Origin of the sequence: Neisseria subflava (assembly GCF_003044935.1) — a bacterium.
In the GTDB taxonomy this organism is placed as follows: Bacteria; Pseudomonadota; Gammaproteobacteria; order Burkholderiales; family Neisseriaceae; genus Neisseria; species Neisseria subflava_E.
In genome coordinates this window covers 155,202-181,250 of sequence record NZ_POXP01000001.1, presented here as the reverse complement: position 1 = coordinate 181,250, position 26,049 = coordinate 155,202, and the positions used below count along the sequence as shown (strand labels likewise).

The following is a 26,049-nucleotide window of genomic DNA, read 5'->3' as shown; positions in this document are numbered from 1 at the left end:
TATGGAACGCTCTTCTTTGCGCTTTGACGAGGCAAAAGGCCCTAAGCTGTTGCCTCGTTTTGTCGTTTATATCATGCTGGCTGCCGGCCTGATAGTGGCAGATTATCGCTTTTCATTGATGCAGCCTGTACGTGCAGCAGTAATGCCCATGCTCTATCCTGTTCAATGGTTGGCCAATCAACCTGTTCAACTTTATCAATATTTTGCCGACCTCTCCCAGTCCAAATCCGAGCTTTTGGAACAAAACCGCCAGCTTCTGGAAGAGAATGGCCGTCTGAAAATTGATTTGCAGCGGGATAAAGTCAATACCAATGAATTGCGCGAATTAAAAAAACTATACGGTTTGCAACAAAAAGGCATTCACAACGTTATCGGTGCGGAAGTCATTTCCAATGGCAAAGATCCGCTTTCCGAAAGACTGATTATCGGCAAGGGCAGTCAAGACGGCTTGAAAGTTGGCGATGCGGTCATCGATCAAAGTGGTTTGATCGGCCTGTTGACACAAGTCCACACACAAAGCGCGGAAATTGAACTGATCTCAAGCGGACAAAGCATTGTCCCCGTAGCCGTCAGCCGCACCGGTGAACGCAATTTGGCATACGGTAATGGCAGCGGTTTGGATTTACGCTATTTCCCAACCGGCTCGGACTTGAAACCTGGCGATGTTCTACTGACTTCCGGTTTGGACGGTACTTATCCGGCGGGGATTCCCGTTGCAACCGTCAGCAAGGTTGTTCGCGCATCGGGAACACCTTATTACGATACGCAACTGACGCCTTTGGCCGCTTTACGCAGCAGCCGTTTTGTCTTGGTACTTTCTTCCGCCCCTTCTTCCCCACGCTGATTTCATGAACGATTTTGACGATTCTTACCGTGCAGTACCGCTGCACATCATGGCGGCCAGTCTCATTGTGATGATGATACTGGACTTTATGCCGTTTTCCTTTGACGGATTCTTCTGGCTGCCTGAAATGACGGCACTGATGTTACTGTATTGGGCATTGCACCAACCGCAACGCGCAGGCATGGGACTGGCTTTTGCCATCGGTCTGATTGTCGATGCAGCAACCGCCGCGACTTTGGGATTACATGCCCTGTCTTACGTCGTGATGACTTATTTCATCTTAAACCGCCGCCGCCAAATCATGCTTTACGGCCATATTATGCAATTGGCCGCTGTCTTGGCTGCGCTGCTTCTCAATCAGGCCGTCTTAACTGTTGCCCGTCTGTTCCTCAATCATCAGGTCATTACTTTGCAAGGCTTTGTTGCCCCATTTGTCGGCGCATTGCTTTGGCCGATACTCAGCCAGCTGATGCTGATTGTGACCCGTATTTACCGCTCCCACTGAAAAGATGAAACCGATTCTTCCACGCCGTCTTTCCGGTGGTCAACATACCAAAAAACCTTCTGCTCAGGCTGCACAAGCCGACGCTTTATTGCGCCTGCTCGTTGCTTTTGTCCTGATTGTCATCTTCTTTTCCATCTTGCTGGCGCGGTTCTTTTACTTGCAAGTGACTCAACACAATGAGTTTTCCGGTCAGGCATCGAGTAACCGCATCACCCTGATTCCAACTCCGCCCGTACGTGGCGAAATCGTCGATATCAACGGCGTTCCTTTGGCCAAAAACTATCCAGTCTTTTCGCTCGAAGTTATTCCCAGCCGCATCGAAGGTAAGATGGAAGATGTCATTGAAGCATTGAAAAAATACGTCGATATCACGCCGACAGATTTAAAACGCTTCAAAAAATACCGCGAAAGCTATCGAAAATTTGAAAATATCCCACTCAAGCTCAGGCTGACCGATGAAGAGGCAGCCCGTTTGTCCGTGCATCTGCGCGAATTCAAAGGCGTAGAGGTCAATTCACGCACATTTCGCGAATATCCTTACGGCAAGCTGACCTCCCATTTCTTAGGCTACATCGGCCGTATTAGCGATAAAGACAAAGAAATTCTGGAAGAAGAAGGCCTGACTGCCCTCTATCGCGGCAGTACGCATATCGGCAAATCAGGCTTGGAAAAATATTACGAACACCAGCTTCATGGCATCCCAGGCTATCAGGAAGTCGAAAAAGACGCTTACGGCAATATCGTCCGCATATTGAAAAATGTCCCGTCCAAAATGGGGCAAACCTTGCGCCTAGGCATGGATATCCGCATGCAGCAGGAAGCCGACCGCATCTTGGGCGACCGCCGTGGCGCATTGGTGGCCATCAATCCGCAAGACGGTACTGTTTTGGCATTTGTTTCCAAACCTTCCTTCGATCCCAACCTCTTTATTGATGGCATCGACAGCGACACTTGGAAAATGCTGAATGACGATTGGAAAAAGCCTTTGATCAACCGCGTTACCCAAGGCCTTTATCCGCCGGGTTCTACATTCAAACCCTTTATGGGCATGGCTTTGTTGGAAAGCGGCAAAATCACTCAAAACACCATCGTCCCCGCTCCCGGCGCATGGAGCATACCCGGCAGCCGCCATATCTTCCGCGACTCCGTCCGCAGCGGTCACGGCTCGGCCAACTTGAGCAAAGCCATTCAAGTATCCTCAGATACCTTCTTCTACCGTTTGGGTTACGAAATGGGTATCGATAAAGCCTCTCCGTATCTGGCGCAATTCGGTTTCGGCCAGAAAACCGGCATTGACCTGCCCAGCGAATACACAGGCGTTTTGCCCAGCCGCGAATGGAAAGCCAAACGCTTTGCCAAATCTTCCGACCCTACTGCCAAAGAATGGCGCGCCGGCGAGATGGTTTCCGTCAGTATCGGCCAAGGCTACAATGCCTACACGCCTTTGCAAATGGCACATGCGACAGCATCTCTGGCCAACAACGGTGTTGTCCATCAGCCGCATTTGGTCAAAGAAATATTGGATTTCGGCGCGCGCAAAATTACCCGTATCAACCCCAATCCTGAGCGTCAAATTCCGTTCAAAGCCGACAACTTCGAATACGTCAAACGCGCAATGGAAAAAGTATTGAAACCGGGTGGTACGGCGCACCGTATCGGTGGCGGACTCTCCTATACGATGGGCGGTAAAACCGGTACGGCCCAAGTCGTACAAATTAAACAAGGCGGCCGCTACAATGCCGCAGCCCTGCGCGAACAACACCGCGACCACGCATGGTTTATCTCGTTTGCGCCATTGGAAAAACCTGAAATCGCCATTGCCGTTATTTTGGAAAACGGCGGCTGGGGTGCGTATGCCGCGCCATTGGCCCGTGAAATGACTGATTTTTATATGCTTCACGTCAAGCCGCAACAGTTTTCAGATGGCCTTGAATCAGATTCGGCCAAAACCGAAACAACGGACAAACATCAGCCTATTACCAGCATTTTCCAATCTGCCTACGGACTGACGCCGACAAGCCCTGCCTCACAGCCGGAGGTTCATCATGAATAACACATCAGCGTGGAAAAATTTCAAATCCACCATTACAGCCCCGATTGACCCTTGGCTGTTTTTTGCCATGCTCGCCATCTACATCATGAGCCTGTTCCTGCTCTATTCTGCAGACGGGCAAGAGTTCGGCCAATTGGAAAACAAAACCATCCATACCGTTTTGGGCTTTGCCCTTTTATGGATTATTGCCGTATTCAAGCCGCAAACGGCTGCCAAAGTTGCCCTGCCTATTTACATTGTCGGCGTATTACTGTTGATTGGCGTCGAAGTCGCCGGCGTTACCGTCAACGGCTCGACCCGTTGGCTGAGTCTCGGCTTTACCCGTATCCAACCTTCCGAAATCATGAAAATCGGTATTCCCATGACTGTCGCGTGGTATTTCCAACGCTATGAAGGCCGTCTGAAATGGATACATTATATTGTCGCCCTCGTGCTGATTCTTGTTCCTGTCGCCCTAATTTTGAAGCAGCCCGACCTCGGTACAGCCGCGCTGATTATGGCTTCGGGCATTTTTGTCATCTTCTTTGCCGGATTGCCTTGGAAGGCCATTTTTGCCGCCATTATTGCCTTTGTGGCCGCTTTGCCGATCTTGTGGAACTACGGCATGCACGACTACCAGAAAACCCGCGTCCTCACCCTGCTCGACCCAACCAAAGACCCGTTGGGCGCAGGCTACCACATCATCCAATCCATGATTGCCATCGGCTCGGGTGGTGTATGGGGTAAAGGCTGGCTCAACGGTACGCAAACCCATTTGGACTATATTCCCGAATCAACGACTGACTTTATTTTCGCAGTATTCGGCGAAGAGTTCGGACTGATTGGCAATATCCTTTTACTGCTGGTTTACCTTATCATTCTGGCACGCGGATTGTGGATTGCCGCGCAAGCGCAATCCCTTTACAGCCGTACTCTAGCAGGCGCATTGACCATGACCTTTTTCTGCTACGCCTTTGTAAACATGGGCATGGTCAGCGGCATTTTGCCCGTCGTCGGCGTCCCCCTCCCCTTGGTCAGCTACGGCGGTACGGCTACGCTTTCCATCATGGTGGTACTCGCCCTGTTGATGGGTATTGCCAACGAACACAAAAACCGTCGCCGCCGTAATGCGGATAACGATGACCTAACTGAAAGCGAGGAATAATATGGAACTGGGTGTAGAAATCGGCAAGCTGCTTGTGGCATTTCTCGTGCTGATTAATCCTTTCAGCGCGCTCTCAATTTATCTTGATCTGACACAAAACCACAGCACCAAAGAAAAACGCAGAATTGCGCGTACTGCCGCACTAGCCGTTTTCATCGTGATTGTCGTCTTTGCGCTAGGCGGCGGTATCTTGTTGAAAGTACTCGGTATCAGCGTGGGCTCTTTCCAAGTCGGCGGCGGTATTCTGGTTTTGCTGATTGCCATCTCCTTAATGAACGGCAACGATAATCCTGCCAAACCCAAAATTGATTCCCATTCAGAAGAACATCAAAGTGCGCAACAAGTCCGCCGCAATGAAAAAGCCATTGCCGTCGTACCCATTGCCATTCCGATTACCATCGGCCCCGGTGGTATCTCTACCGTCATCATTTACTCCTCTGCCGCCAAAAATTACAGCGATATTGCCCTAATTATCATCTCCGGCTTTCTGGTCAGCCTGATTTGCTATCTCATCCTGATCGTTGCCGGGCGCATCAGTAAACGCTTGGGCACGACCGGCCTGACCATCCTCAACCGCATTATGGGCATGATGCTTGCTGCTATTTCCGTAGAGATTATTGTTGCCGGCTTAAAATCTATTTTTCCCCAACTGGTCGCTTGAAGTACAATTATCACAATAAAAGGCCGTCTGAAACATTTTCAGACGGCCTCATAAAAACATAAAAACAAAGGAGCCAACCATGTTTCACAGCACCCACGTTTTCACCGGAGAAACCATTTACAGCAGACCGGTGCAAAGCTATATCGAGTTCACCTACGAATTAAACCGCCTCCAAACCCTTCAGCAAACCTTCGCACAATCAAGCATTATCGAGCGTACCGCCCTCTTGCAGCAATTTGCCAACAGCCTCACCCAAAACCAAGAACGCCTCGCCGAAATGGTTTGCGAAGAAGTCGGCCGTTGCCTGCACGAATGTCGTGCCGAAATCAGCAAATCCATCGAGCTTATCCGCTACTACGTCCGCCTTGCCCCTGAACTACTTGCCCATAAAACCATCGCCACCCAAGCCAGCCTCAGCCAAGTCCGCTTCGAGCCTTTGGGCGTTGTTTTGGCAGTCATGCCGTGGAACTATCCTGTTTGGCAGATTTTACGATTTGCCATCCCTGCCCTATGTGCCGGCAATGCCTGCGCGGTCAAACCTGCGCCCAGTGTCGCCCGCGTCAGCGAAACCCTCTTCAGCCTCGTCCCCAAAGGTTTGCCGCTTATCGGCGCATGGTTAAACCATGAAGATACGCTTAAATCCATTGAAGATACCGATGCCATGGCATTTACCGGTTCAACCCATACCGGCCGCCTGCTGGCTGCTCACGCAGGCAAACATCTGAAAAAAACCGTCCTTGAACTAGGCGGCAGCAATCCGTTTATCATCCTGCCCGACGCCGATCTGCAACGCGCAGCCATCGATGCCTGCTATTCACGTTTCCGCGATGCCGGACAATCCTGCAATGCCGCCAAACGCATCATTGTTACCCAAGATATTGCCGATCAATTTATCCCGCTCTTCCTTGCCGAATGCACCAAACTGCAAACCGGCAACCCCAAAGATCCGAACACCACCCTTGCCCCGCTTCACCGTGAAGACTTGCGTCAAACCGTACACGAGCAGGTTCAAGATGCGGTTGCACACGGTGCGCAATGCTTGAGCGGCGGCTATATCCCTGATGGCGAAAGCTGGTTTTACCCTGCCACGGTATTGGATCAAGTCAATCCCAACTGCCGCGTTTGGCACGAAGAAGTCTTCGGCCCGGTTGCCATGATCTTACGCGCCGACAATCCTGATCACGCCGTCGTACTTGCCAATGACACACCTTTCGGCCTCGGCGCCTGTATCTACACAGCCGACACGGCAAACGCATGGCAATACGCCGAAAAAATCCAAGCAGGCTCTGTCTTTATCAACCGCCACACCAGCAGCGACTTGCGCCTCCCCTTTGGCGGCGTCAAAGCTTCAGGCTACGGACGGGAGCTATCCGAATTCGGACTGTACGAATTCGTCAACGTCAAAACCTATTGGCAAAAATAAACCGTTTCATTAACTCAGGCCGTCTGAAAACCCAATTTCAGACGGCCTGATGTTGTCTAAAAAACTGGCAAAAATATTGTATTTAATCCCATAAAAATTCTGCAAAATCAAAATACTTCAAAAATAAGAAACCTATCTTAGAAAGCAATCCATATGCCCACGTCTCCGTTGAATCAGCAGCTTATCGTGTTTTTCATTCCAATTGCTGCATTAAGCCATTTCTAAAATACCCAGTAAACAAAAAGGCCGTCTGAAATACAACTTTCAGACGGCCTTTTCAATCAAATACTACTTACCGGATTACAATTTCAAACCGGCCAGTTTAGCAGCATACGCATCCAAATCGGCGATTGGACGGGTAGCCACGCCGATTTCCATAGCTGCTTTAGCGGTAGCAGAAGCAACGCGCGGCAACAGGCGGGAGTCGAATGGAGTAGGAATCAGGTATTCCGCACCGAATTCAAATTTCTTACCGTAAGCAGCAATCACTTCTTCAGTTACCTCTTCCATTGCCAAGTCAGCCAAAGCGTATACGCAAGCGCGTTTCATTTCTTCGTTGATGGTGGTCGCGCCGACATCCAATGCGCCACGGAAGATGAATGGGAAGCACAATACGTTGTTCACTTGGTTCGGGAAGTCTGAACGGCCGGTACCGATGACCACATCCGGACGGGTTTCTTTTGCCAATGGAGGCAGGATTTCCGGATTCGGATTTGCCATGGCGAACACGATTGGTTTTTCGTTCATGGTGTTCAGCATTTCAGGCGTCAGCAGGTTTGCGCCGGACAGACCCAAGAAGATGTCTTTACCTTTAACGGCATCGGCCAATACGCGTTGGCCGTTATCTTCAATGGCGTAGAACTGTTTGGACTCGTCCATACGGTCTTTGTCTTCGCGGGTTTTGTAAATCACGCCTTTGGAGTCGCAGACAGTTACGTTTTCACGTTTCAGACCCAAATCCAGCAATTGGTTCAAGCAAGCAATCGCTGCGGCACCTGCGCCGGAGCACACCAAGGTCGCTTCCTCGATTTTACGGCCGGTATAACGCAAAGCGTTCAGTACAGCGGCAGCGGTAATGATGGCGGTACCGTGTTGGTCGTCGTGGAATACAGGGATTTTGCAACGTTTGCGCAATTCGCGTTCGATGTAGAAGCACTCAGGCGCTTTGATGTCTTCGAGGTTGATACCGCCGAAAGTCGGTTCCAAAGAAGCGATGATGTCTACCAGTTTTTGCGGGTCTTTTTCATCGATTTCGATATCGAATACGTCAACGCCGGCGAATTTTTTGAACAATACGCCTTTGCCTTCCATTACAGGTTTACCGGCCAATGCGCCGATGTTGCCCAAACCCAACACTGCGGTACCGTTGGAAATCACGGCAACCAAATTGCCTTTGGCAGTGTATTTATAGGCAGTTTGCGGATCGGCATGGATTTCCATACAAGGAGCGGCTACGCCCGGAGAGTACGCCAACGCCAAGTCTTTAGACGTAGCCAGAGATTTGGTTGGGGTAACGGAGATTTTGCCCGGCACGGGGAATTCGTGGAACTGCAGGGCGGCTTCTTTTAATGAATTTTCCATTTATCGATCCTGTTTGCGAGAGAGATTTTACAGCGAACAAGTCTGAAACAGGCTGCTTCAGACGTTTAAAATTTCTAAAGTCGGGTTGTTAACAGACCGGCTTTGTAAGGGACCGTAATTTTATCATGTTCTTTTGGTGGCGCATACCGATATTTATTACATTTGTTTTGATATTTCGTTTTATTTGGTTTTATGTCTAAAAACTTCTGTAATAATATTTCTTCGCCACACTACCCTTCTTTCAGACGGCATTTTATTTAAACTTAAACATTCAATTCAAAATGACTATCTAGCGCGGTTTCAATCTGATTTTTTACCGCGTCCAGACTTTGACTGCTGTCGATGACGGCATAGCGTTCCGGCTGTTCGTTAGCACGTTGCAGATATACTTCGCGCACCCGATTGAAAAACTCGGCTTCTTCTTGTTCAAAGCGGTCTTTCTCACGCGTTTGGTTGATGCGCGCCATTGACACTTCCAAAGGCACATCCAACAGCAAAGTTAAATCTGGGCGGAAATCGCCCTGTACCCAATGCTCAAGCGTGGCAATATCTTGCAAGGGAACGCCGCGTCCGCCGCCTTGATAGGCAAACGTTGCATCGGTAAAGCGGTCGGAAACGACATGCGTGCCGTTTTTTAGGGCAGGTAAAATGACTGTTTCCAAGTGTTGCTGTCTGGCTGCAAACATCAGCAGGGTTTCTGTACGCAGGCTGACTTGGGTGGCTGGGTTGAGCAGGATTTCACGCAATGCTTCTCCGGCCGGTGTACCTCCCGGTTCGCGCGTAAACAATACGGGCAGTTGGTGTTTCTCAAACCATGCTTTCATTACAGCGAGGTTGGTGGATTTTCCGGCGCCGTCTATGCCGTCAAGGGTAATAAATCTGGGTTTCATATGGATATTATCAATTTAAAGGCCGTCTGAAACTGGGATTATAAATGTTTCAGACGGCCTATTCGGTTTATTTCTTCAAAATATATTTGCGTACGGCAGCGTTGTGTTCAGAAAGATTGTGGCTGAACTCGCTCAAGCCCGTACCATCCATTTTTGAGACGAAATACAGATATTTTTCATCAGACGGATGACCCGCCGCTTCAAGCGCGGCCTTGCCGGGAAGCGCAATCGGCGTCGGCGTCAAACCGCTGCGCGTATAAGTATTGTAAGGCGTATCGCGTTGCAGGTCGGCTTTGCGGATTCTGCCTTTATACGCATCGCCCATGCCATAAATAACGGTCGGGTCGGTTTGCAGGCGCATGCCGATATTCAGGCGGTTGACGAATACGGCGGCCACATGGGCGCGGTCGTCTTCGTGCGCGGTTTCTTTTTCAATCAGACTCGCCATAATCAGCATTTCATACGGATTTTTATAAGGCAGGCCGCTTTGACGGTCGTCCCATGCTTCTTGCAGGTTTTCCCGCATTTTACGGTAGGCGATTTTGTAAATTTGAAGATCGCTGCCGCCGGCATCAATTTCGTAACTATCCGGGAAAAACTGTCCTTCAGGATTGCTGCTCAAGGCGTCGGGTGCTACTTCGGCCATCAGTTTTTCATCGCTCCAACCGCGCGTATCGTGGGCAATGTCGGCAGTATTGTCGATAATACGGCGCATTTGGGCAAAACGCGCGCCTTCCAAAATTTGCACGCTGATCGAGTCAGGACGGCCTTTTTTAATGCGTTTTAAAATGTCCCAAGCCGATACTTTGGAAGACAGGCGGTAAGAGCCGGCATTGAGTTGGTTGTGTACGCCCATCACATATGCGGCGGCTACCAGCACATAACGGTTATAAACGATGCCGTCTTGAGCCAGTTTGCGGCTGACAGAAGAGATACCTTGGTTTTTGGTAACGGTAATACGGTATGGTTTGCCGTTGTCTTTCGGAACAAACAACAATGCGGCAACCACGGCGGCAAATGCCGTCAAAAATACGGCCAGCCATTTCAACAATTTTTTCAGCATGGTAGGATTCTTGGTTTGTGAACGTGTCGGGCGACAGTATAACCGAAAACAAGCGTACCACGCCTGCCACCTTCCCCAACGTATGTTTTCCTATCCCGAAAGGCCGTCTGAAACCATGAATTCCCCTTCAAAAAACACTTGGCAAAACGGCCGTTGGCTGAATGCACGCCAAACCCATTCGCCCAATTTCAGCCCGCGCGAACCGGATGAAGATATCTCATTGGTTGTCCTCCACAATATTTCCCTCCCTCCTTTTGAGTACAACACAGGTGCAGTGGAAAAGTTGTTTACCAACCAAATCAATCCTGACGAGCACCCTTTTTTCAGCATCATCCACACCTTACGCGTCTCCAGCCATTTTTTCATCAGCCGCAAAGGTGAAACCGTCCAATTCGTTTCCTGCGACGACATGGCCTATCATGCCGGAATATCGTCGTTTCAAGGCAGAGAAAAATGCAATGCCTTCTCCATCGGTATCGAATTGGAAGGCTGCGATTTCGAGCCTTTTACCGAAGCACAATACATCAGCCTGCAAGCCTTGCTGACCGCCATTTCCGAACATTACCCGATTCAGGCCGTTACCGGTCATCAGGACATCGCGCCGGACAGGAAAACCGATCCCGGTCATTTCTTCGATTGGCCTCGCCTTCAAAAAGCAGGTTTCCCCGTCCGGCGCGGATAACTTTCAGACGGCCTGAACAATGATTGGCAGACATAATGCTGTCACAACCGTTTATTTTCGTTATAATTCAGCTATTCATTCGGACGCATAAAGTCCGGCTCCAACGAACTTCCCGCGCAGCAAGATTCCGCACCCTGAAAAAGACGGAATGCTGCCTTTTTAAAAAGTGATTACTCCATGATTTTCATCGTCTTAGCCCTCGCCGCTCTTTTGGCGGTCATCGGTTACAACATGTACCAGGAAAACCAATACCGCAAACAAGTGCGCGAACAATTCGGCCATTCCGATAAAGATGCACTTTTGACCAGCAAAACCAAACACGTCCGCGACAGCAAAGAAACCGGCGGCCAAGGTTTGTTTATCAAGAAAAACAAAAAAAACGAAGAGGCATTGCGCAACCTGCAAGAGCAAGATGAAATCTACGCAGCAAAAGCCAAACTGGCTCACCCTGCCCAACTTAAAACCGATGTCGAGCTGACTGTGGAAGACGACTTCTCCACAGAAGAAAAAGTCCAACACACCGTTATCGGCTTGAACAACGAAATTACCGTCAGCCCTGCTGAAGCCGCTTCCACTCCGGTAGAAACCGCAGCCGAACCTGTGGCACAAGTACCATTAATCAGCTTGGACGAATTGTCTCAAGTCGAGCTGCCTTGGTTTGACCCGCGCTTCGACTACATGGCCTACATCTCCCTGAAACAAGCCCAAGAATTGCACGCCCTGCCGCGCCTTTCCGGCACCCACCGCTTCCAAATCATCGGTTGCACCATGGACGACCATTTCCGTGTTGCCGAGCCGATTCCGGGCGTTTACTACCAAGGCTTCGTCATGGGCCTGCAGGCTGTCAGCCGCAATGGTTTGGCCGCGCGTGAAGAGCTGCAACACTTCGACCAACAGGTTGATGCTTTTGCTCAACTGATGGATGGCAAAGTTTTGCATACCGACTTGGATGCATTCACCGAAGTCGCGCAAGCCCTCGACCAATTCTGTGCGCGTGTTGACCAAACCATCGCCATTCACTTGGTTTCCCATTCCAATATCAGCGGCGTAGAATTGCGTGCCGCCGTGGAAGATACAGGCTTCAAACTAGGCGAAGACGGCGCTTTCCACTTCGGCGACAACAACAACCCTCAATTGTTCTCCATCCATACTTTGGACAACAAACCGTTTACCAATCCTCTGTTGGACAACCAAGCCTACCGCGGTTTCAGTATGCTTTTGGATATTCCGCATGTTCCAGCCGGTGAAAAAACTTTCGACAAATTTATGGACTTGGCAGTCAAACTCTCCGGCCAACTCAGCTTGGATTTGGTTAACGACCAAATGGAAGAAGTTTCCACCCAATGGCTCAAAGACGTACGCAACTACGTTTTGGCCCGTCAGGAAGAAATGCTTAAAGTCGGCCTCAAACCCGGCAGCAAACAAGCCCTGCGCCTGTTCTCTTAAAATTCCCCAATCAAAAAGCGGATATGCAATGACGGCATATCCGCTTTTTTTCAGGTAAAATCCCTTCATCTTCAATATTCATCGATTTTCAGACGGCCTCTCTATCATCAGGCCGTCTGAAAACTCTATTTCGATTGCTCATGAATCCGACCGCACAACGTATCAAATACCTGACCGACCTCCTCAACCGCTACGCCTACGAATACTACACCCTAGATGCGCCCAGCGTACCCGACGCCGAATACGACAAATTGTTCCGCGAGCTCGAGGCATTGGAGCGAAACTACCCCGAGTTCAAACTGCCCGACAGCCCGACCCAACGTGTCGGTGGCGAACCTTTGGCAGGCTTTGATGAAGTGCGTCATGAAGTGCCTATGCTGTCACTGACCAACGCCTTTTCGCCACAAGACGAAAACGGAGTGTTTGACCATGCCGAAATGTACGCTTTTGATGAACGCGTTCGTGGCGGATTAAACGGAGAAAAACCAGAATACGTTATCGAACCTAAATTTGACGGTCTGGCCATCAGCCTGCTGTACCGCAACGGCGTATTGACTCAAGCAGCAACCCGTGGCGACGGCACCACAGGCGAAGACGTTACCCAAAACGTCAAAACCGTATCCAACATCCCCCTGCGCCTGCATGGAGAAAACATTCCCGAGCTTATCGAGATACGCGGCGAAGTACTGATGCTTAAAGCCGATTTTGCCGCCTTAAACGCACGACAGGCTGAAAACGGACAAAAACCTTTCGCCAATCCGCGCAATGCCGCTGCCGGCAGTCTGCGTCAACTCGATTCGCGCATTACGGCACAGCGCAAACTGCATTTCTTCCCCTATTCCATCGCCCGACAACAAGGCGGTTTTATCGCAGAAGAACACCTGCAAGAGTTGAGCTACTGTAAAGAGCTTGGTTTCAGCCTGCCCGATGGTAATTTCGGCTGTTTCCCAAATATCGAAGAAGTATTGGCGTTTTACGAGCAAATGCAGCAAAAACGTCCTACTCTGCCCTACGAAATCGACGGCATGGTGGTCAAGGTCAACAGTCTGGCACAGCAAGAAAAACTGGGCTTCATCTCACGCGCACCGCGCTGGGCCATTGCCCACAAATTTCCTGCCGAAGAAGCATTGACCATTGTCGAAGCTATTGATGTACAAATCGGGCGCACCGGCGCAGTAACCCCCGTTGCACGCCTGCAACCTGTATTCGTCGGCGGCGTTACCGTCACCAATGCCACCCTGCACAATCAGGACGAAGTATCTCGAAAAGACGTGCGCGTTGGTGACACAGTTGTTGTGCGCCGCGCCGGAGACGTGATTCCCGAGGTGGTGCGCGTAATTTTTGAACGCCGCCCAATGCAGGATACCAACATTGCTGTTTCAGACGGCCTGCAAGACGATTTGTTTGCCGAAACACCTTCTGAAACCCGCTCCGAACCGCTTCACAAACCTTACCACCTGCCCACCCATTGCCCTATCTGTCACAGCGAAATCGAACGCGAAGAAGGCGAAGCGGTTGCCCGATGCAGCGGCGGCATGCTTTGCCAAGCACAACGCGCGCAAGGTTTAATCCACTTTGCCTCACGCAAAGCCATGGACATCGACGGACTTGGACAAAAACAAATCGAGCAACTGGTAGCACAAGATTTGGTTCGTCATTTCGCCGACCTCTACCGCCTCGATATTCCAACCCTGCAAAAAATGAAGGAAACAGCGGATAAAGCATCGGCTAATGAAGAAGAACCATCAAACGGTGAGATTGAAAACTTTGAAGGCGAGACCGACAATACTCTGCTTGCCAAAAACAATAAAAAACAACCGACCAAATGGGCGGAAAACATCCTTGCAGGCATAGAAGCCAGCAAAACACCTGAACTTGCCCGCTTCCTTTTTGCCCTCGGCATCCGTCACGTCGGCGAACGCACCGCCAAAACGCTGGCGCAGGCATTCGGCACACTGGAAAACGTCCGCCATGCACCCGAACCCATCCTCGCCTGCCTGCCCGATATCGGCACGGTAGTTGCCCACTCCATCGCCCACTTTTTTGCCCAAGAAGCACAACAGGCGATGATAGACGAGCTGCTGGCAGTGGGTGTTGCCCCGCAAAGCCAGGCTGTCACTATCCCGCCGTTGCGCCATGCCGAACCACAATGCTGGATTGCCCGTCTGCCCGATTTTAAAATCAGCGAAACCAAAGCACTGGCATTGTGGGAGCTTGCCGGACAAAGCATAGAAGGTTTGCAAAGCGATAAAGCGTTGCCTGCCGATTGGCAGACATGGCACAGTAAACCGCAAAACGCAGCCCTGCTTGAAAATATGAAAACTTTCTTTGCTCAAACACTGTCTAAGCTTCAAGATGAAACGATTTCAGACGGCATTAATGAAGCCGTGTCAGGTAAAACCTTTGTATTAACAGGGACTTTACCCACACTCAAACGCGACCAAGCCCAAGCCATAATTGAGGCTGCTGGCGGTAAAGTTTCCGGCAGCGTATCCAAAAAAACCGACTACGTTGTCGCCGGAGAAGCTGCAGGTAGTAAATTGGAAAAAGCTCAAACTTTGGGCGTAGCCATCTTGAGCGAAGAGGAATTGCTGTCGTTGCTGGGATAAGGCAGTATATACAGTCTTTTTCGAGCCGCCTGATACTTTATCATGTGGTATTATCGTTACACACAATTACACTTTCGGGGGCTAATCCCTCAGACAAAATAGGATACCAATATGAAACCCATTAAAAAATGCGTCTTCCCCGTTGCCGGTATGGGCACCCGTTTCTTGCCTGCGACCAAAGCCAGCCCCAAAGAAATGCTGCCTATTGTGGACAAACCTCTGATTCAATATGCAGTTGAAGAAGCGGTTGAAGCCGGCTGTACCGAAATGGTGTTCATCACTGGCCGTAACAAACGCAGCATCGAAGATCACTTCGACAAAGCATACGAGTTGGAAACCGAATTGGAATTGCGTCAAAAAGACAAGCTGTTGGCACACGTTCGCGATATCCTTCCTCCGAATATTACCTGCTTGTACATACGTCAAACTGAAGCATTGGGTTTGGGTCATGCCGTGTTATGCGCTCAAGCTGCCGTTGGCGATGAGCCTTTTGCCGTTATTTTGGCAGACGATTTGATTGATGCACCTAAAGGTGCGTTGAAACAGATGGTTGATGTGTACAACCAAAGCGGTAACAGCGTTTTAGGCGTTGAAACCGTTGATCCTTCCCAAACAGGCTCTTATGGTATCGTTGAAGTTGAACAGCTGAAAAACTATCAACGTATCACCAACATCGTTGAAAAACCCAAACCGGAAGAAGCGCCTTCCAACCTCGCCGTTGTCGGCCGCTACATCCTGACTCCGCGTATTTTTGACTTGTTGACCAACCTGCCCCGTGGTGCCGGTAACGAAATCCAACTGACAGACGGTATTGCACGCCTGCTTGATCATGAGTTTGTCTTGGCTCACGCATTTGAAGGCAAGCGCTATGACTGCGGCAGCAAATTGGGTTACCTTGAAGCGACTGTGGCTTACGGTCTGAAACACCCTGAAACCGGCGAACAATTTAAAGAATTGCTCAAGCAATACGCTTAAGTTCAGCTATTTATAAAAAGGCCGTCTGAAATTTCAGACGGCTTTTTTCTACACTTATTTCTTCCAATATGCCGGAGTAAACAAAATTAAAACGGTAAAAATCTCCAAACGTCCCAACAACATCACAGCCGTACACAGCCACTTCTGTACATCGCTCAGCGCGGCGTAATTATGCGACGGACCAACTGCACCCAAACCCGGCCCTGCATTGGTAATACAGGCAATGACTGCCGTAAAGGCGGATAAAAAGTCCAAGCCTGCCGCCATCAGTAAAAAGCTGAATACGATGACCGTCATAAAGTAAATAAAGATGAACGACATGACGGTCAGCGCCATGCGATCCGGAATGGAGCGATTGTTGACCTTTACCGTACGAACCGCACGCGGATGCAGCAAAATCAACATTTCGCGCAAGCTGAATTTAAACAATACCAACGCACGCACGTTTTTAATACCGCCACCCATAGAGCCTGAACTTGCCAATACGTTCGACAGGAAAAACATCCACAACGACACAATCAGCGGCCATTGGGCAAAGTCTGCATTGGAGAAACCGCTTGCCAATCCGATAGACACGAAGTTGAAGCTGACAAAGCGCAAAGCTTCGCCAAGGCTTTGGTACACGTCCTGCTGCCACAGATACAATGCCGAAATCAAAATACTGCCCGACAAAACCAGCAGCATGGTGCGGCATTCTTCATCCTTCCAATACACCTGCAAAGAGCGGTTGCCCAACGCAGTAAAGTGGCTCGCGAAATTGATACCACCCCATACAGTAAAAAACATCAACGTCCATTCGACTGCTACGGAATCAAAATAGGCAACGCTGTCATCATGTGTAGAAAAACCGCCCAAGGCCACTGCCGACATCGCATGGCACAAGGCATCAAACCAACCCATACCGGCAATATGTAAGGATACAAAAGCCGCAGCAGTTGTCAGCGCATAGGCAAACCATAGCCGTTTGGCCACTTGCGAAATGCGGGGCGCCATCTTACTTTCTTTATCCATACCCGGAATTTCCGCTTTGAAGAGCTGCGTCCCCCCCACGCCCAACATCGGCAAAATTGCCACAGCCAGCACGATAATACCCATACCGCCAAGCCAGTTAAGCATGTGCCGCCAAAAATTCACCGATGGTGCCAACGTATCCAAACCGGAAATCACTGTTGCCCCCGTTGTCGTCAGCCCCGACATCGCCTCAAAAAACGCATCGGTGAAACTCATGGACGGCATATAAAAATAAATCGGCATCGCCGCCACGACAGCAAAAGCCAGCCACAGCATCAATACCAGGGTAAATCCGTCACGCGGCCGCAATTCACGGTTGAAACGCAGCGTCAGCACCCAAGTTACACACGATACCAGCAATACCGTCAAAGCCGTATAGGCAAACACGAGAAACGCGCTGTCGTGATAAAAATACGACATCAGTGTCGGCACGGCCAACAGTAATGAAAACAACAGCCCCAGCTTGGACAATACATGGACAATCGGCATCACCTTGCTTACCGCACCACCCAATCTGAACCCCTTATACAAATACATCATATCCCTATCATCAGAAAATAAAATATTCAGACGGCCTCATGAAAAAAAGGCCGTCTGAAACCGCATATTTTATCAAAATGCCGCAATCCCGTGATAAAGAAAAACAAAAAACACTTGCCTGCTCTTTTTCTTAGAGTATAATGTTATACCATAACACTCACTGGAGAAAGAAATGAAACCCGATATCCACCCGGACAACTATCGCACCGTCCTGTTTTACGACAGCGGCGCAGACCAAGGATGGCTCATCCGTTCATGCGCCAATACCCACGGAAAAACCATGGTTTGGAAGGACGGAGTAGAGTATCCCCTCTTTTCGCTTGATACTTCTTCCGCGTCCCACCCGGTGTACACAGGCAAACAACGCAATGTCAATATCGAAGGCCGCGCCAGCAAGTTCAACCAACGTTACCAATCCATGATGTCTTCCTTCAGAAAGGATAAATGATGCAAGTCCTCTCATCCCTAAAAACTGCAAAAAAACGACACCGCGACTGCCAAATTGTCCGCCGAAAAGGCAAAGTGTACGTCATTTGCAAGAGCAACCCCCGCTTTAAAGCACGCCAGCGTTAAGCGCCCCAACCCATATTTCAATGTAACTCTCTGAATTTTCCGCACTTTCGTTTACCTCTAGCGCAAGTGCGGCTTTTTTTCAAACGGCATTAATCATTCATATCAAAACTACAAAGAATCCTGCCATACTCCCGGAAACAGGAAGAAAAAGTAAATAATGGTTATCCCTATTGTGGAGCCATAAAGATATTTATAACATGCCGCTACATTCTTCCTTCAACACTGACCATAGGAGTCAAAAATGAAAGTAAAAGCCCTGCTTGCAATTGCCGCCGCCATGAGCCTCGCTGCCTGTGCCGCACCCGAAGCCCATCAACATGACCATGGTCACCGTCACGAGCACAATCATGACCACGGCCGTGCACACGATCATGATGCCCGTGTTCAATCATTCAGCTGCGAAAACGGCCTGTCTGTACAAATCCGCAACCTGAGCACCGATCAAGTTGAATTACGCCTTGACGACAAAGTTGCCACCCTGTCTTCTGCCGTTGCAGGTTCAGGCGAACGCTATGTTGCCAACCAAGGTCTGTTCGGCAAAGGCGCTGAATGGCATCAAAAAGGCAGCGAAGCATTCTTCGGCTTCACTGACCCATACGGCAACAAAGTAGAAACTTCTTGCTCTGCCCGCTAATTTCTACTTAGCAATAGAATAGCTAAAGGCCGTTTGAAACCCGGATTTCAGGTTTTCAGACGGCCTTTAATTTTATGGCTGATCGGGCTTGGGGGATTGTTGGTTAATTTTTATCAGTTCCCGTACCCAATCGACTGTTGCAGTACTTTCCCAAGAGGTAAATTTTGCCGTGGGAGAGTTGTTCATACATACGCCTTCAAACAATAATCCGTTTAAAGCTAGGTTGGCGGTAACTTCTGGTTTGGAATGGGCATATTTTCTAAATTTCTTTGCATAGACAATATAATTTACCCCTTCATCCAAAATATCGAATGTTACGATAGGCATGGCATTTTTCTTAAGTTCTCTTTTCTGATGTTCGATATATTTGAGGCTTCCCGATAACCGCTGTTCGTTTGGAAGTTTTATTAAAGAAGGATTGAGTAGTTCCATACTCACTAAAAAACATGTTTTTTCAACCAAGCCCAGGGAACATACTTTCGTAGAGTAGCGTCCGCTTCCCCCTGTATTGCATGATGGTTCGGGATAAATATAATATGCCCTCACAACCTTCCCTACTTGCTGAATCTGGTCGAAAAATTTTTTTACTTCTTGAAATTCTTTTTTTTCAAAATCAATCGGTACGCCATTTTGAGGAGTAATCACATTAATCGAAATATTGTGAACCTGGATTGTTTCCTGTAACGGTTCAACCGGTTGTTGTTGCTGATTATTTCAGGCAGACAATAAGCTTATGGCGAAAAGCAACATCCTCTGTTTCATCTTCATCTCCATTTTTGTCAAACAAAGGCCGTCTGAAAACCTATTTCCAAAGTTTTCAGACGGCCTTTATCTTAGACCAAACAATTAAGCGTAATGTCTTTCTTCGCCTTTACCGTCAACGTTTTCGGCACAACGTTTACAGATGGTTTCATGGCCTGCAACTGCGCCCACATCGTGGGTATAGTGCCAGCAGCGTTCGCATTTTTCACCATCGCTGGCTTTAGCGGTCACAGCAAGTTCATCACCTACTTTCACTTCTGCTTTAGACACCAGCAAAGCAAAACGCAATTCTTCGCCCAAAGTGTTCAGATAATCGGCAATTTCTTCCGGAGCCGTAATTTCGGTTTCGGCTTGCAATGAAGAACCGACGGTTTTATCCGTACGCAAAGGCTCGATGGCAGCAGTTACTGCTTCGCGTGCTTCGCGGATTGCCGTCCATTTTTTCACCAATTCGGCTTCGGCTTTTTCATTGATAGATGGAAACTCATGCCATGTATGGAAGAGGACGCTGTCTTCTTCGCCGCCACCGATGATGTCCCATGCTTCCTCGCCGGTAAAGCACAAAATCGGAGCAATCAGCAGAACCAAACTGCGTGTGATGTGATACAGGGCAGTTTGCGCGCTGCGGCGAGCATGGCTGTCTGCTTTGGTGGTGTAGAGGCGGTCTTTCAGGATATCGAGGTAGAACGCGCCCAAGTCTTCCGAGCAGAAAGAAACAATGTCTTTTACGGCAAAGTGGAAGGCGTAGCGCGGATAGTAATCGCCTGCCAGACGCTCTTGCAGCTGACGTGCCAATACCACGGCGTAGCGGTCGATTTCCACCATGTCTGCCTGTTGCACGGCATCTTCAATAGGATTGAAGTCGTTGAGGTTGGCAAACAGGAAGCTCAAGGTATTGCGGATACGGCGGTAGCTTTCGGTTACGCGCTTGAGGATTTCTTTGGAAATCGCCAATTCGCCGCTGTAATCGGTGGATGCCGCCCACAGACGCAGGATGTCTGCGCCGAATTCGTTGTAAACTTCTTGTGGTGCAACGACATTGCCGATGGATTTCGACATTTTGCGGCCGTTTTGGTCAACCACAAAACCGTGGGTCAGCAGCTGTTTGTATGGCGCACGACACATGGATGAGGCACAACCAGTCAACATAGACGATTGGAACCAGCCGCGGTGTTGGTCGCTGCCTTCAAGGTACAAGTCAGCCGGCCATTCCAATTCTTCGCGTTGTTTCAAGACGGAATAATGGGTCGAGCCGGAGTCGAACCATACGTCCATCGTGTCGGAAAGTTTGTCGTAATTTTCGCAATCTTCCGCGCTCAAGAGTTCGCTCTTATCAAGAGAGAACCATGCTTCGATGCCTTTTTCTTCGATGCGTTGTGCTACTTTCTCCAAAAGCTCAGCAGAGTTCGGATGCAGCTCACCGGTTTCTTTGTGAACAAAGAAAGTCATCGGCGTGCCCCAGTAGCGTTGGCGCGAAACCACCCAGTCAGGACGGCCTTCAATCATGGCTTCCAAACGCGCACGACCCCATGACGGGAAGAATTCAGTGTCATCAACGGCTTTGATGGCTTTGTCGCGCAGGGTTTTACCGTCAGCACCTGCTTTGTCCATACCGACAAACCATTGGCCGGTCGCACGGTAAATCAACGGCGTTTTGTGGCGCCAGCAGTGGGCGTAGCTGTGTTCGATTTTGCTGCTTGCCAAGAGGTTACCGGTTTCTTCCAACCATTGCAGGATAACGGGATTGGCTTCCCAAACGCGCATACCAGCGACACGAGGTGTTTCGCTGATGTATTTGCCTTCGGCGTTGACAGGGTTGTAAAGCTCGATGCCGTATTTATTGCAGACAGCGTAGTCTTCCAGACCATGCGCAGGCGCAGTATGCACCAAACCGGTACCGGCATCGGTGGTCACATGTTCGCCGTTGAGCATGGGAATATCGCGTTCGAGGAACGGATGATTCATATGCAGGTTTTCCAGCTTGTCGCCTGTGGTTTCTGCCAATACTTTCAGGTCGTCTGAAGTGAAGCCGTAACGTTTAAGCGCGTCTTCTGCCAAATCTTTGGCCAACACCAATTTGCCTTTAGGCGTATCAATCAATTGATACACCACGTCTGCGCCAGCTGACACAGCTTGGCTCGCAGGCAAAGTCCAAGGCGTGGTTGTCCAGATAACGGCAAACGCTTTGCCTTCGATACTTGCCAAACCGAATGCGGCGGCAAGCGCGGCAGTGTTTTTAAACGGATAGGCAACGTCAATCGCAGGCGATACTTTGTCTTTATATTCCACTTCCGCTTCAGCCAAGGAAGAGCCGCAGTCCAAGCAGAATTGAACTGGTTTCGCGCCGCGGTAGAGATAGCCGGATTTGTAGATTTCACCGAGCATACGCACGGTATCGGCTTCGGTTTTGAAATCCATGGTCAGGTAAGGATTATCCCAGTCGCCCAACACGCCCAAGCGGATAAAGTCTTTTTTCTGACGGGCAATCTGTTCGGCGGCATATTCGCGGCACAATTCGCGGAAACGGGCTTTAGGCATGTCTTTACCATGCAGTTTTTCCACCATTACTTCAATAGGCAAACCGTGGCAGTCCCAACCCGGTACATAAGGCGCGTCAAAACCGGCTTGGGTTTTGCTGCGGATAATGATGTCTTTGAGGATTTTATTGACGGCATGACCGATGTGGATGTCACCGTTGGCATACGGAGGACCGTCGTGCAGAATAAATTTCGGACGGCCTTTAGCGATTTCGCGCAGTTTTTGGTAGCGTTTTTGCTCGTACCAACTTTTCAGCCATGCAGGCTCGCGCTTGGCAAGATTACCGCGCATTGGAAACGGGCTCTCGAGCAGGTTTACGGTTTTACTGTAATCGGTCATTTTCTAATCTCTATTGTTGCGGTATTTCGGTTTCAGACGGCCTGATTGCTCATTTTGAAAAGAACAGGCCGTCTGAAAGAATCAAAGGACTTATTGTAGCCCAATTGTCTTGATTTTATAAGCGTATAGAAGCGTTTCTATGCTTCCCAAACCCTCGCATCTTCCATATCTTGCAAAATTTGGGTTTTCAATGCTTCGATACTTTCAAATTTTTTCTCGTCACGCAGTTTGTGCAGGAAGCGGACGAAGATGCGTTGTCCGTACAAATCGCCGCTGAAATCGAACAGGTGGACTTCCAACTTTTGCGAGCGGTTGTTGCTGACAGTGGGGTTAAAACCAAAGCTGGCGACGCCTCGGCGCGTACCGAATGTGCCGTCTGCCTCAACGACAAATACGCCGCTTAGCGCATAATGATACGGGGGAAGCTGGACGTTGGCGGTAGGCGCGTTGATGGTGCGGCCGAGCTTTTGCCCGTGCTTGACCTTGCCGCTTAACACGTAATCGTGCCCCAACAGTTTTTTGGCGTATTCCAACTTGCCGTCTGAAAGGGCTTGGCGGACGGCGGTACTGCTGGTGCGGATGTCTTCAACGATAACGGACGGTGTGCACTCGGTTTGCATATCGGGCTGTTGTGCCAAAAGTTCAAAACAGCCTTCCCGACCCGCACCGAAACGGAAATCGTCGCCAATCAGCAGATAACGCGTATTGAGCGTTTTTCGCAAAAGCCGGTCGATAAACACTTGCGCGCTCATCTCGGAGAAAGTTTGGTTAAAGCGCAAAACCCAAACGGCATCCACGCAGCCGGTTTCACGCAAAAGGCGCAATTTGGTACGCAGCGGACTGATGCGGTAAGGCAACTTTTTCCCGGCTTTGCGCGCAAAAAATTCTTTGGGCTGAGGCTCAAAAACAACAACGACAACAGGCAGACCGCGCTGGTCTGCCTCTCGTTTGAGTTTTTGTAGAATGTGTTTGTGCCCGAGGTGTACGCCATCGAAGTTGCCGATGGTTACGGCGGCTCCTTGCGGAAATTTGGGCGCGTGTCGCTGTCCAAGCCAGATGTTCATGGGTGGTGGGTATTGTGTTTGAATAGGCGGCTATTGTAAACGTTATTGCCGTTTCAATAAACCTTAGGCCGTCTGAAACCAATAAATATATGCTTTCAGACGGCCCTAAAGTTTGTTAATACCTTACCACCACCAAGGATAACGGCCAAACGGATATCCCCAATCGTCGTAATAGCGATAGTAACGTGCTTCGCGCAGCTGCTCTTGGGAAATATAGTTTTGCCATGCCATTTTGTAGCAGGCTTGGAACATCGGGTCGGAAACTTTGTCGATATATTTGAGGCGGAAGGCTTTTTGTTCCGCGGTTGCTACACCGGGTTTGCCTTCTTCGTCAAATTTGCGGCGGATCAGTGCGGCAGTTTCCTGATCGCATTGGGCAGCAAGATTGACTTGAAGATCCTGTTCATAGCGTTTCTGCGCTTGGGCGCGTGCAGCTTTTTGCTCAGGCGTGGTGGCACAGGCGGCAAGCAATGCAACGGCGCCAAACAATAAGGTCAGACGGATAGGATTCATCGGATGTTTCCTTATGTTTATATCTTTCTATTAATGTACGCCCTCATCTTGCAATGAGCAAGTGTAGCAACTTAGGAACACTTTATATTATTTGTTCTTGGTAGCAGACAGTTGCATATAAAATACACCCTGTATGAATGTTTAACTCCAAACCCACTCAATGAACACTGACAAACCGCCCCACTCCTACCGATTGCGCCACCACAGGCAACACACGCCGCCGTTTTGGCAGGCGGATCGCCCGTATCTGCACGAACACAATATTTCCGATGCCCGTTTCAGACGGCTGGGCTACATCATGGCCTTTCTTGCCGGAGCGATTAATGCCGGCGGTTACTTCGCATTCTCACGTTATACCTCCCATGTTACCGGCTCAATGTCGCTGTTGGCAGATGTTTTGTATCTTCAAGAGTGGAGTGTGGCCATTATTGCCACAATCAGCGTGTTGTGTTTTGTTGCCGGTGCCGCGCATTCGGGCTGGGTGATTTTATGGACGCAGCAGATGCGTTTCCGTGGCAGCTTTGGGTTTTCCATGTGGCTGGAAGCAGTTTATCTGTTGATATTCGGTTGGTTCGGTATTGCCGCGATGGAATGGGATTTTGGCGGCTCTGATTTTATTATGCCGTCTTTGGCATTGTTTTTATTGTGTTTTATCATGGGTATGCACAATACGGTTATCACGCTTCTTTCCGGCGGTGCCATCCGCTCCACCCACATGACCGGCACGGCGACCGACTTGGGCATTGAAATTTCACGCGCGCTTTACTACTCCAAACAACATCATCCGCGCCTGCCGCACGTCCGCGTCAACAAACCGAAAATGTGGCTTTTAAGCGGCTTGATGCTGTCGTTTTTGCTGGGCGGCGTGGTTGGTGTATGGGGTTATCATTTGGTCGGCCATCATTTCGCCCTGCCCGTTTCCGCCGTTTTGTTCATACTGGGTGCAGGCTCGGTGGGATACGATGTCAAAGTCAGATTGAAATGGGCATTTGTCAGCTGGTATCGCCGTAAAAAGAAAAACCGGAAAAAATCGTAAAGAAACTTACTTTTCATCTGACTGCAAAACAACCAAACGGTCAGAAAAATGCAGAAATGTTTCAGTATTATGTTAACTGGCAAATATTTGCGTAATATCGGGTTAAACCCGTTCTTTTACGTTTCGGATATTCGGTATCATTAATTCGTAATGACCCACGCGGTTTTTATTCATTTTTTTCAGACGGCCCGTGCCGTCATCTAAAAAGAGGATACGACATGAAATTCTTGAAACCCCTGACCGTTATTGCTACTGCAATTCCTTTGGCACTCACCGGCTGTGTGACCGATCCTGCTACCGGCCAACAATCTGCCAGCAAAACCGCTATGTATGGTTTGGGCGGTGCGGCTGTTTGCGGCATCGTTGGTGCGCTGACCCATGGTGGTAAAGGCGCGCGTAACTCCGCATTGGCTTGTGGTGCAGTAGGTGCCGGTATCGGCGGTTACATGGACTACCAAGAGAAAAAACTGCGTCAAAGCCTGGCCAACACCAACATCGAAGTTGAACGTCAAGGCAACCAAATCAAACTGGTTATGCCTGAAAACGTAACCTTCGCTACCGGCAGCGCTGCCTTGAGCGGCCATGCTCAAAGCGCCTTGTCTGCCGCTGCGCAAACTTTGGTTCAATATCCTGACACGACTTTGACCATCAACGGCCACACCGACAACACCGGTAACGACGCCATTAACGAGCCATTGTCTCGCAACCGCGCCGAATCTGTTGCTACCTTCCTGCAATCCCGTGGCGTAAGCAGCACCCGTTTGAGCACTTTCGGTTACGGCTCCCGTCAACCCATCGCTTCCAACGCTACTGTTGAAGGCCGCGCACAAAACCGCCGCGTTGAAATCTTGATCAACCCTGACCAACGCGCCATTGATGCCGCTAAAAAACAAATGTAATCCGACATCTGTCCGATTCCCATACTTAAGGCCGTCTGAAATTTCAGACGGCCTTTTTCTTTATAGATTTTGTTTGCAATTTCTCCTCCTCAATCCAATCCATCATAAAATTTATTCCTTTATTAACAAGACTTTTCAATTTTTCCTTCAAAAAAACTGTATTAATACTCTAATTTTTACACTAACTTAGAGTATAATTCCTAAAATTTTAAAAATACGCCTCATGCCGTCTGAAAAACGGCGGCGAAAAACACACTTATTTAT

At 49.4% G+C, this 26,049-nt stretch carries 23 protein-coding genes; 15 read left to right on the top strand and 8 right to left on the bottom strand.

Features of this window, described 5'->3' with window-relative positions; genetic code table 11:
• The first annotated feature begins 1 nt into the window (after window position 1).
• The 6 genes from mreC (at window position 2) to DBY95_RS00835 (ending at window position 6,630) form a co-directional block, all read left to right on the top strand.
• Window positions 2-844 carry a rod shape-determining protein MreC gene (gene mreC / locus DBY95_RS00860; RefSeq protein WP_107723047.1) on the top strand — a complete coding sequence of 281 codons (843 nt, stop codon included), beginning with the start codon at window positions 2-4 and terminating at the stop codon, window positions 842-844.
• A 4-nt stretch (window positions 845-848) separates the two neighbouring features.
• On the top strand, window positions 849-1,349 hold the full coding sequence (mreD, locus tag DBY95_RS00855; protein WP_049336486.1) for a rod shape-determining protein MreD: 501 nt from the start codon (window positions 849-851) through the stop codon (window positions 1,347-1,349).
• A gap of 4 nt (window positions 1,350-1,353) precedes the next feature.
• Complete coding sequence (gene mrdA / locus DBY95_RS00850) at window positions 1,354-3,402, top strand: penicillin-binding protein 2 (RefSeq protein WP_107723046.1); 2,049 nt, start codon at window positions 1,354-1,356, stop codon at window positions 3,400-3,402.
• The gene (gene rodA, locus DBY95_RS00845; RefSeq protein ID WP_107723045.1) at window positions 3,395-4,546 is read left to right on the top strand and encodes a rod shape-determining protein RodA; all 1,152 of its coding nucleotides are present in this window, start codon (window positions 3,395-3,397) and stop codon (window positions 4,544-4,546) included. The genes mrdA and rodA overlap by 8 nt, the downstream gene beginning before the upstream one ends.
• A 1-nt stretch (window position 4,547) precedes the next feature.
• Window positions 4,548-5,207 carry a MarC family protein gene (locus DBY95_RS00840; protein WP_107723044.1) on the top strand — a complete coding sequence of 220 codons (660 nt, stop codon included), beginning with the start codon at window positions 4,548-4,550 and terminating at the stop codon, window positions 5,205-5,207.
• Window positions 5,208-5,286: 79 nt separating this feature from the next.
• Complete coding sequence (locus tag DBY95_RS00835; RefSeq protein ID WP_107723043.1) at window positions 5,287-6,630, top strand: aldehyde dehydrogenase family protein; 1,344 nt, start codon at window positions 5,287-5,289, stop codon at window positions 6,628-6,630.
• 300 nt (window positions 6,631-6,930) lie between these two features.
• Here the strand turns inward: DBY95_RS00835 and DBY95_RS00830 are convergent, their stop codons facing one another.
• The 3 genes from DBY95_RS00830 to mltG form a co-directional block, all read right to left on the bottom strand.
• Complete coding sequence (locus DBY95_RS00830; RefSeq protein WP_107723042.1) at window positions 6,931-8,211, bottom strand: malic enzyme-like NAD(P)-binding protein; 1,281 nt, start codon at window positions 8,209-8,211, stop codon at window positions 6,931-6,933.
• A gap of 263 nt (window positions 8,212-8,474) precedes the next feature.
• Window positions 8,475-9,101: a dTMP kinase gene (tmk, locus tag DBY95_RS00825; protein ID WP_107723041.1), complete on the bottom strand. Its 627-nt coding sequence runs from the start codon at window positions 9,099-9,101 to the stop codon at window positions 8,475-8,477.
• A gap of 67 nt (window positions 9,102-9,168) precedes the next feature.
• Window positions 9,169-10,164 (bottom strand): endolytic transglycosylase MltG, encoded by a 996-nt coding sequence (mltG, locus tag DBY95_RS00820; protein ID WP_107723040.1) that lies wholly within the window; start codon window positions 10,162-10,164, stop codon window positions 9,169-9,171.
• Between the two features lie 115 nt (window positions 10,165-10,279).
• Here mltG and ampD point away from each other — a divergent pair, with 115 nt between their 5' ends.
• The 4 genes from ampD (at window position 10,280) to galU (ending at window position 15,876) form a co-directional block, all read left to right on the top strand.
• Window positions 10,280-10,846: a 1,6-anhydro-N-acetylmuramyl-L-alanine amidase AmpD gene (gene ampD, locus DBY95_RS00815; protein WP_107723039.1), complete on the top strand. Its 567-nt coding sequence runs from the start codon at window positions 10,280-10,282 to the stop codon at window positions 10,844-10,846.
• A 177-nt stretch (window positions 10,847-11,023) separates the two neighbouring features.
• A complete protein-coding gene (locus DBY95_RS00810; protein ID WP_107723038.1) occupies window positions 11,024-12,292 on the top strand; it encodes a cell division protein ZipA C-terminal FtsZ-binding domain-containing protein in 1,269 nt (422 codons plus the stop codon).
• A gap of 140 nt (window positions 12,293-12,432) precedes the next feature.
• Window positions 12,433-14,901: an NAD-dependent DNA ligase LigA gene (gene ligA / locus DBY95_RS00805; RefSeq protein WP_107723037.1), complete on the top strand. Its 2,469-nt coding sequence runs from the start codon at window positions 12,433-12,435 to the stop codon at window positions 14,899-14,901.
• A gap of 111 nt (window positions 14,902-15,012) precedes the next feature.
• Window positions 15,013-15,876, top strand: a complete 864-nt coding sequence (galU, locus tag DBY95_RS00800; protein ID WP_107723036.1) for a UTP--glucose-1-phosphate uridylyltransferase GalU — start codon at window positions 15,013-15,015, stop codon at window positions 15,874-15,876.
• Window positions 15,877-15,930: 54 nt separating this feature from the next.
• Here galU and DBY95_RS00795 read toward each other — a convergent pair whose 3' ends face one another.
• The gene (locus DBY95_RS00795) at window positions 15,931-17,427 is read right to left on the bottom strand and encodes a TrkH family potassium uptake protein (protein ID WP_107723035.1); all 1,497 of its coding nucleotides are present in this window, start codon (window positions 17,425-17,427) and stop codon (window positions 15,931-15,933) included.
• Between the two features lie 172 nt (window positions 17,428-17,599).
• On the opposite strand from DBY95_RS00795, the gene DBY95_RS00790 reads away from it, so the two are divergent.
• The 3 genes from DBY95_RS00790 to DBY95_RS00780 all read left to right on the top strand — a co-directional run bounded on the left by DBY95_RS00790 (window position 17,600) and on the right by DBY95_RS00780 (window position 18,634).
• Window positions 17,600-17,875, top strand: coding sequence for a type B 50S ribosomal protein L31 (locus tag DBY95_RS00790; RefSeq protein WP_049328620.1), 276 nt, complete (start codon window positions 17,600-17,602; stop codon window positions 17,873-17,875).
• Window positions 17,875-18,000: a type B 50S ribosomal protein L36 gene (ykgO, locus tag DBY95_RS00785; RefSeq protein WP_003685279.1), complete on the top strand. Its 126-nt coding sequence runs from the start codon at window positions 17,875-17,877 to the stop codon at window positions 17,998-18,000. Before DBY95_RS00790 ends, ykgO begins: the two co-directional genes overlap by 1 nt.
• A 241-nt stretch (window positions 18,001-18,241) precedes the next feature.
• The gene (locus DBY95_RS00780; RefSeq protein ID WP_070822369.1) at window positions 18,242-18,634 is read left to right on the top strand and encodes an MliC family protein; all 393 of its coding nucleotides are present in this window, start codon (window positions 18,242-18,244) and stop codon (window positions 18,632-18,634) included.
• A gap of 72 nt (window positions 18,635-18,706) precedes the next feature.
• Here DBY95_RS00780 and DBY95_RS00775 read toward each other — a convergent pair whose 3' ends face one another.
• The 4 genes from DBY95_RS00775 to DBY95_RS00760 all read right to left on the bottom strand — a co-directional run bounded on the left by DBY95_RS00775 (window position 18,707) and on the right by DBY95_RS00760 (window position 23,850).
• Complete coding sequence (locus DBY95_RS00775; protein WP_107723034.1) at window positions 18,707-19,279, bottom strand: hypothetical protein; 573 nt, start codon at window positions 19,277-19,279, stop codon at window positions 18,707-18,709.
• A gap of 201 nt (window positions 19,280-19,480) precedes the next feature.
• On the bottom strand, window positions 19,481-22,273 hold the full coding sequence (gene ileS / locus DBY95_RS00770; protein WP_107723033.1) for an isoleucine--tRNA ligase: 2,793 nt from the start codon (window positions 22,271-22,273) through the stop codon (window positions 19,481-19,483).
• 137 nt (window positions 22,274-22,410) lie between these two features.
• The gene (gene ribF, locus DBY95_RS00765) at window positions 22,411-23,337 is read right to left on the bottom strand and encodes a bifunctional riboflavin kinase/FAD synthetase (RefSeq protein WP_107723032.1); all 927 of its coding nucleotides are present in this window, start codon (window positions 23,335-23,337) and stop codon (window positions 22,411-22,413) included.
• Between the two features lie 123 nt (window positions 23,338-23,460).
• Window positions 23,461-23,850 (bottom strand): hypothetical protein, encoded by a 390-nt coding sequence (locus DBY95_RS00760; protein ID WP_004520101.1) that lies wholly within the window; start codon window positions 23,848-23,850, stop codon window positions 23,461-23,463.
• Window positions 23,851-24,010: 160 nt separating this feature from the next.
• Here DBY95_RS00760 and DBY95_RS00755 point away from each other — a divergent pair, with 160 nt between their 5' ends.
• Both DBY95_RS00755 and DBY95_RS00750 read left to right on the top strand, forming a co-directional pair.
• Window positions 24,011-24,886 (top strand): YoaK family protein, encoded by an 876-nt coding sequence (locus tag DBY95_RS00755; protein WP_107723031.1) that lies wholly within the window; start codon window positions 24,011-24,013, stop codon window positions 24,884-24,886.
• A gap of 218 nt (window positions 24,887-25,104) precedes the next feature.
• Entirely contained in the window at window positions 25,105-25,785 is a 681-nt protein-coding gene (locus tag DBY95_RS00750) for an OmpA family protein (RefSeq protein WP_049328625.1), read from the top strand.
• Window positions 25,786-26,049 lie beyond the last annotated feature (264 nt).

Coding starts and splice junctions, on each gene's coding strand:
- mreC (WP_107723047.1), top strand. CDS start 2: ATGGAACGCTCTTCTTTGCGCTTTGACGAGGCAAAAGGCCCTAAGCTG.
- mreD (WP_049336486.1), top strand. CDS start 849: ATGAACGATTTTGACGATTCTTACCGTGCAGTACCGCTGCACATCATG.
- mrdA (WP_107723046.1), top strand. CDS start 1,354: ATGAAACCGATTCTTCCACGCCGTCTTTCCGGTGGTCAACATACCAAA.
- rodA (WP_107723045.1), top strand. CDS start 3,395: ATGAATAACACATCAGCGTGGAAAAATTTCAAATCCACCATTACAGCC.
- DBY95_RS00840 (WP_107723044.1), top strand. CDS start 4,548: ATGGAACTGGGTGTAGAAATCGGCAAGCTGCTTGTGGCATTTCTCGTG.
- DBY95_RS00835 (WP_107723043.1), top strand. CDS start 5,287: ATGTTTCACAGCACCCACGTTTTCACCGGAGAAACCATTTACAGCAGA.
- DBY95_RS00830 (WP_107723042.1), bottom strand. CDS start 8,211: ATGGAAAATTCATTAAAAGAAGCCGCCCTGCAGTTCCACGAATTCCCC.
- tmk (WP_107723041.1), bottom strand. CDS start 9,101: ATGAAACCCAGATTTATTACCCTTGACGGCATAGACGGCGCCGGAAAA.
- mltG (WP_107723040.1), bottom strand. CDS start 10,164: ATGCTGAAAAAATTGTTGAAATGGCTGGCCGTATTTTTGACGGCATTT.
- ampD (WP_107723039.1), top strand. CDS start 10,280: ATGAATTCCCCTTCAAAAAACACTTGGCAAAACGGCCGTTGGCTGAAT.
- DBY95_RS00810 (WP_107723038.1), top strand. CDS start 11,024: ATGATTTTCATCGTCTTAGCCCTCGCCGCTCTTTTGGCGGTCATCGGT.
- ligA (WP_107723037.1), top strand. CDS start 12,433: ATGAATCCGACCGCACAACGTATCAAATACCTGACCGACCTCCTCAAC.
- galU (WP_107723036.1), top strand. CDS start 15,013: ATGAAACCCATTAAAAAATGCGTCTTCCCCGTTGCCGGTATGGGCACC.
- DBY95_RS00795 (WP_107723035.1), bottom strand. CDS start 17,427: ATGATGTATTTGTATAAGGGGTTCAGATTGGGTGGTGCGGTAAGCAAG.
- DBY95_RS00790 (WP_049328620.1), top strand. CDS start 17,600: ATGAAACCCGATATCCACCCGGACAACTATCGCACCGTCCTGTTTTAC.
- ykgO (WP_003685279.1), top strand. CDS start 17,875: ATGCAAGTCCTCTCATCCCTAAAAACTGCAAAAAAACGACACCGCGAC.
- DBY95_RS00780 (WP_070822369.1), top strand. CDS start 18,242: ATGAAAGTAAAAGCCCTGCTTGCAATTGCCGCCGCCATGAGCCTCGCT.
- ileS (WP_107723033.1), bottom strand. CDS start 22,273: ATGACCGATTACAGTAAAACCGTAAACCTGCTCGAGAGCCCGTTTCCA.
- ribF (WP_107723032.1), bottom strand. CDS start 23,337: ATGAACATCTGGCTTGGACAGCGACACGCGCCCAAATTTCCGCAAGGA.
- DBY95_RS00760 (WP_004520101.1), bottom strand. CDS start 23,850: ATGAATCCTATCCGTCTGACCTTATTGTTTGGCGCCGTTGCATTGCTT.
- DBY95_RS00755 (WP_107723031.1), top strand. CDS start 24,011: ATGAACACTGACAAACCGCCCCACTCCTACCGATTGCGCCACCACAGG.
- DBY95_RS00750 (WP_049328625.1), top strand. CDS start 25,105: ATGAAATTCTTGAAACCCCTGACCGTTATTGCTACTGCAATTCCTTTG.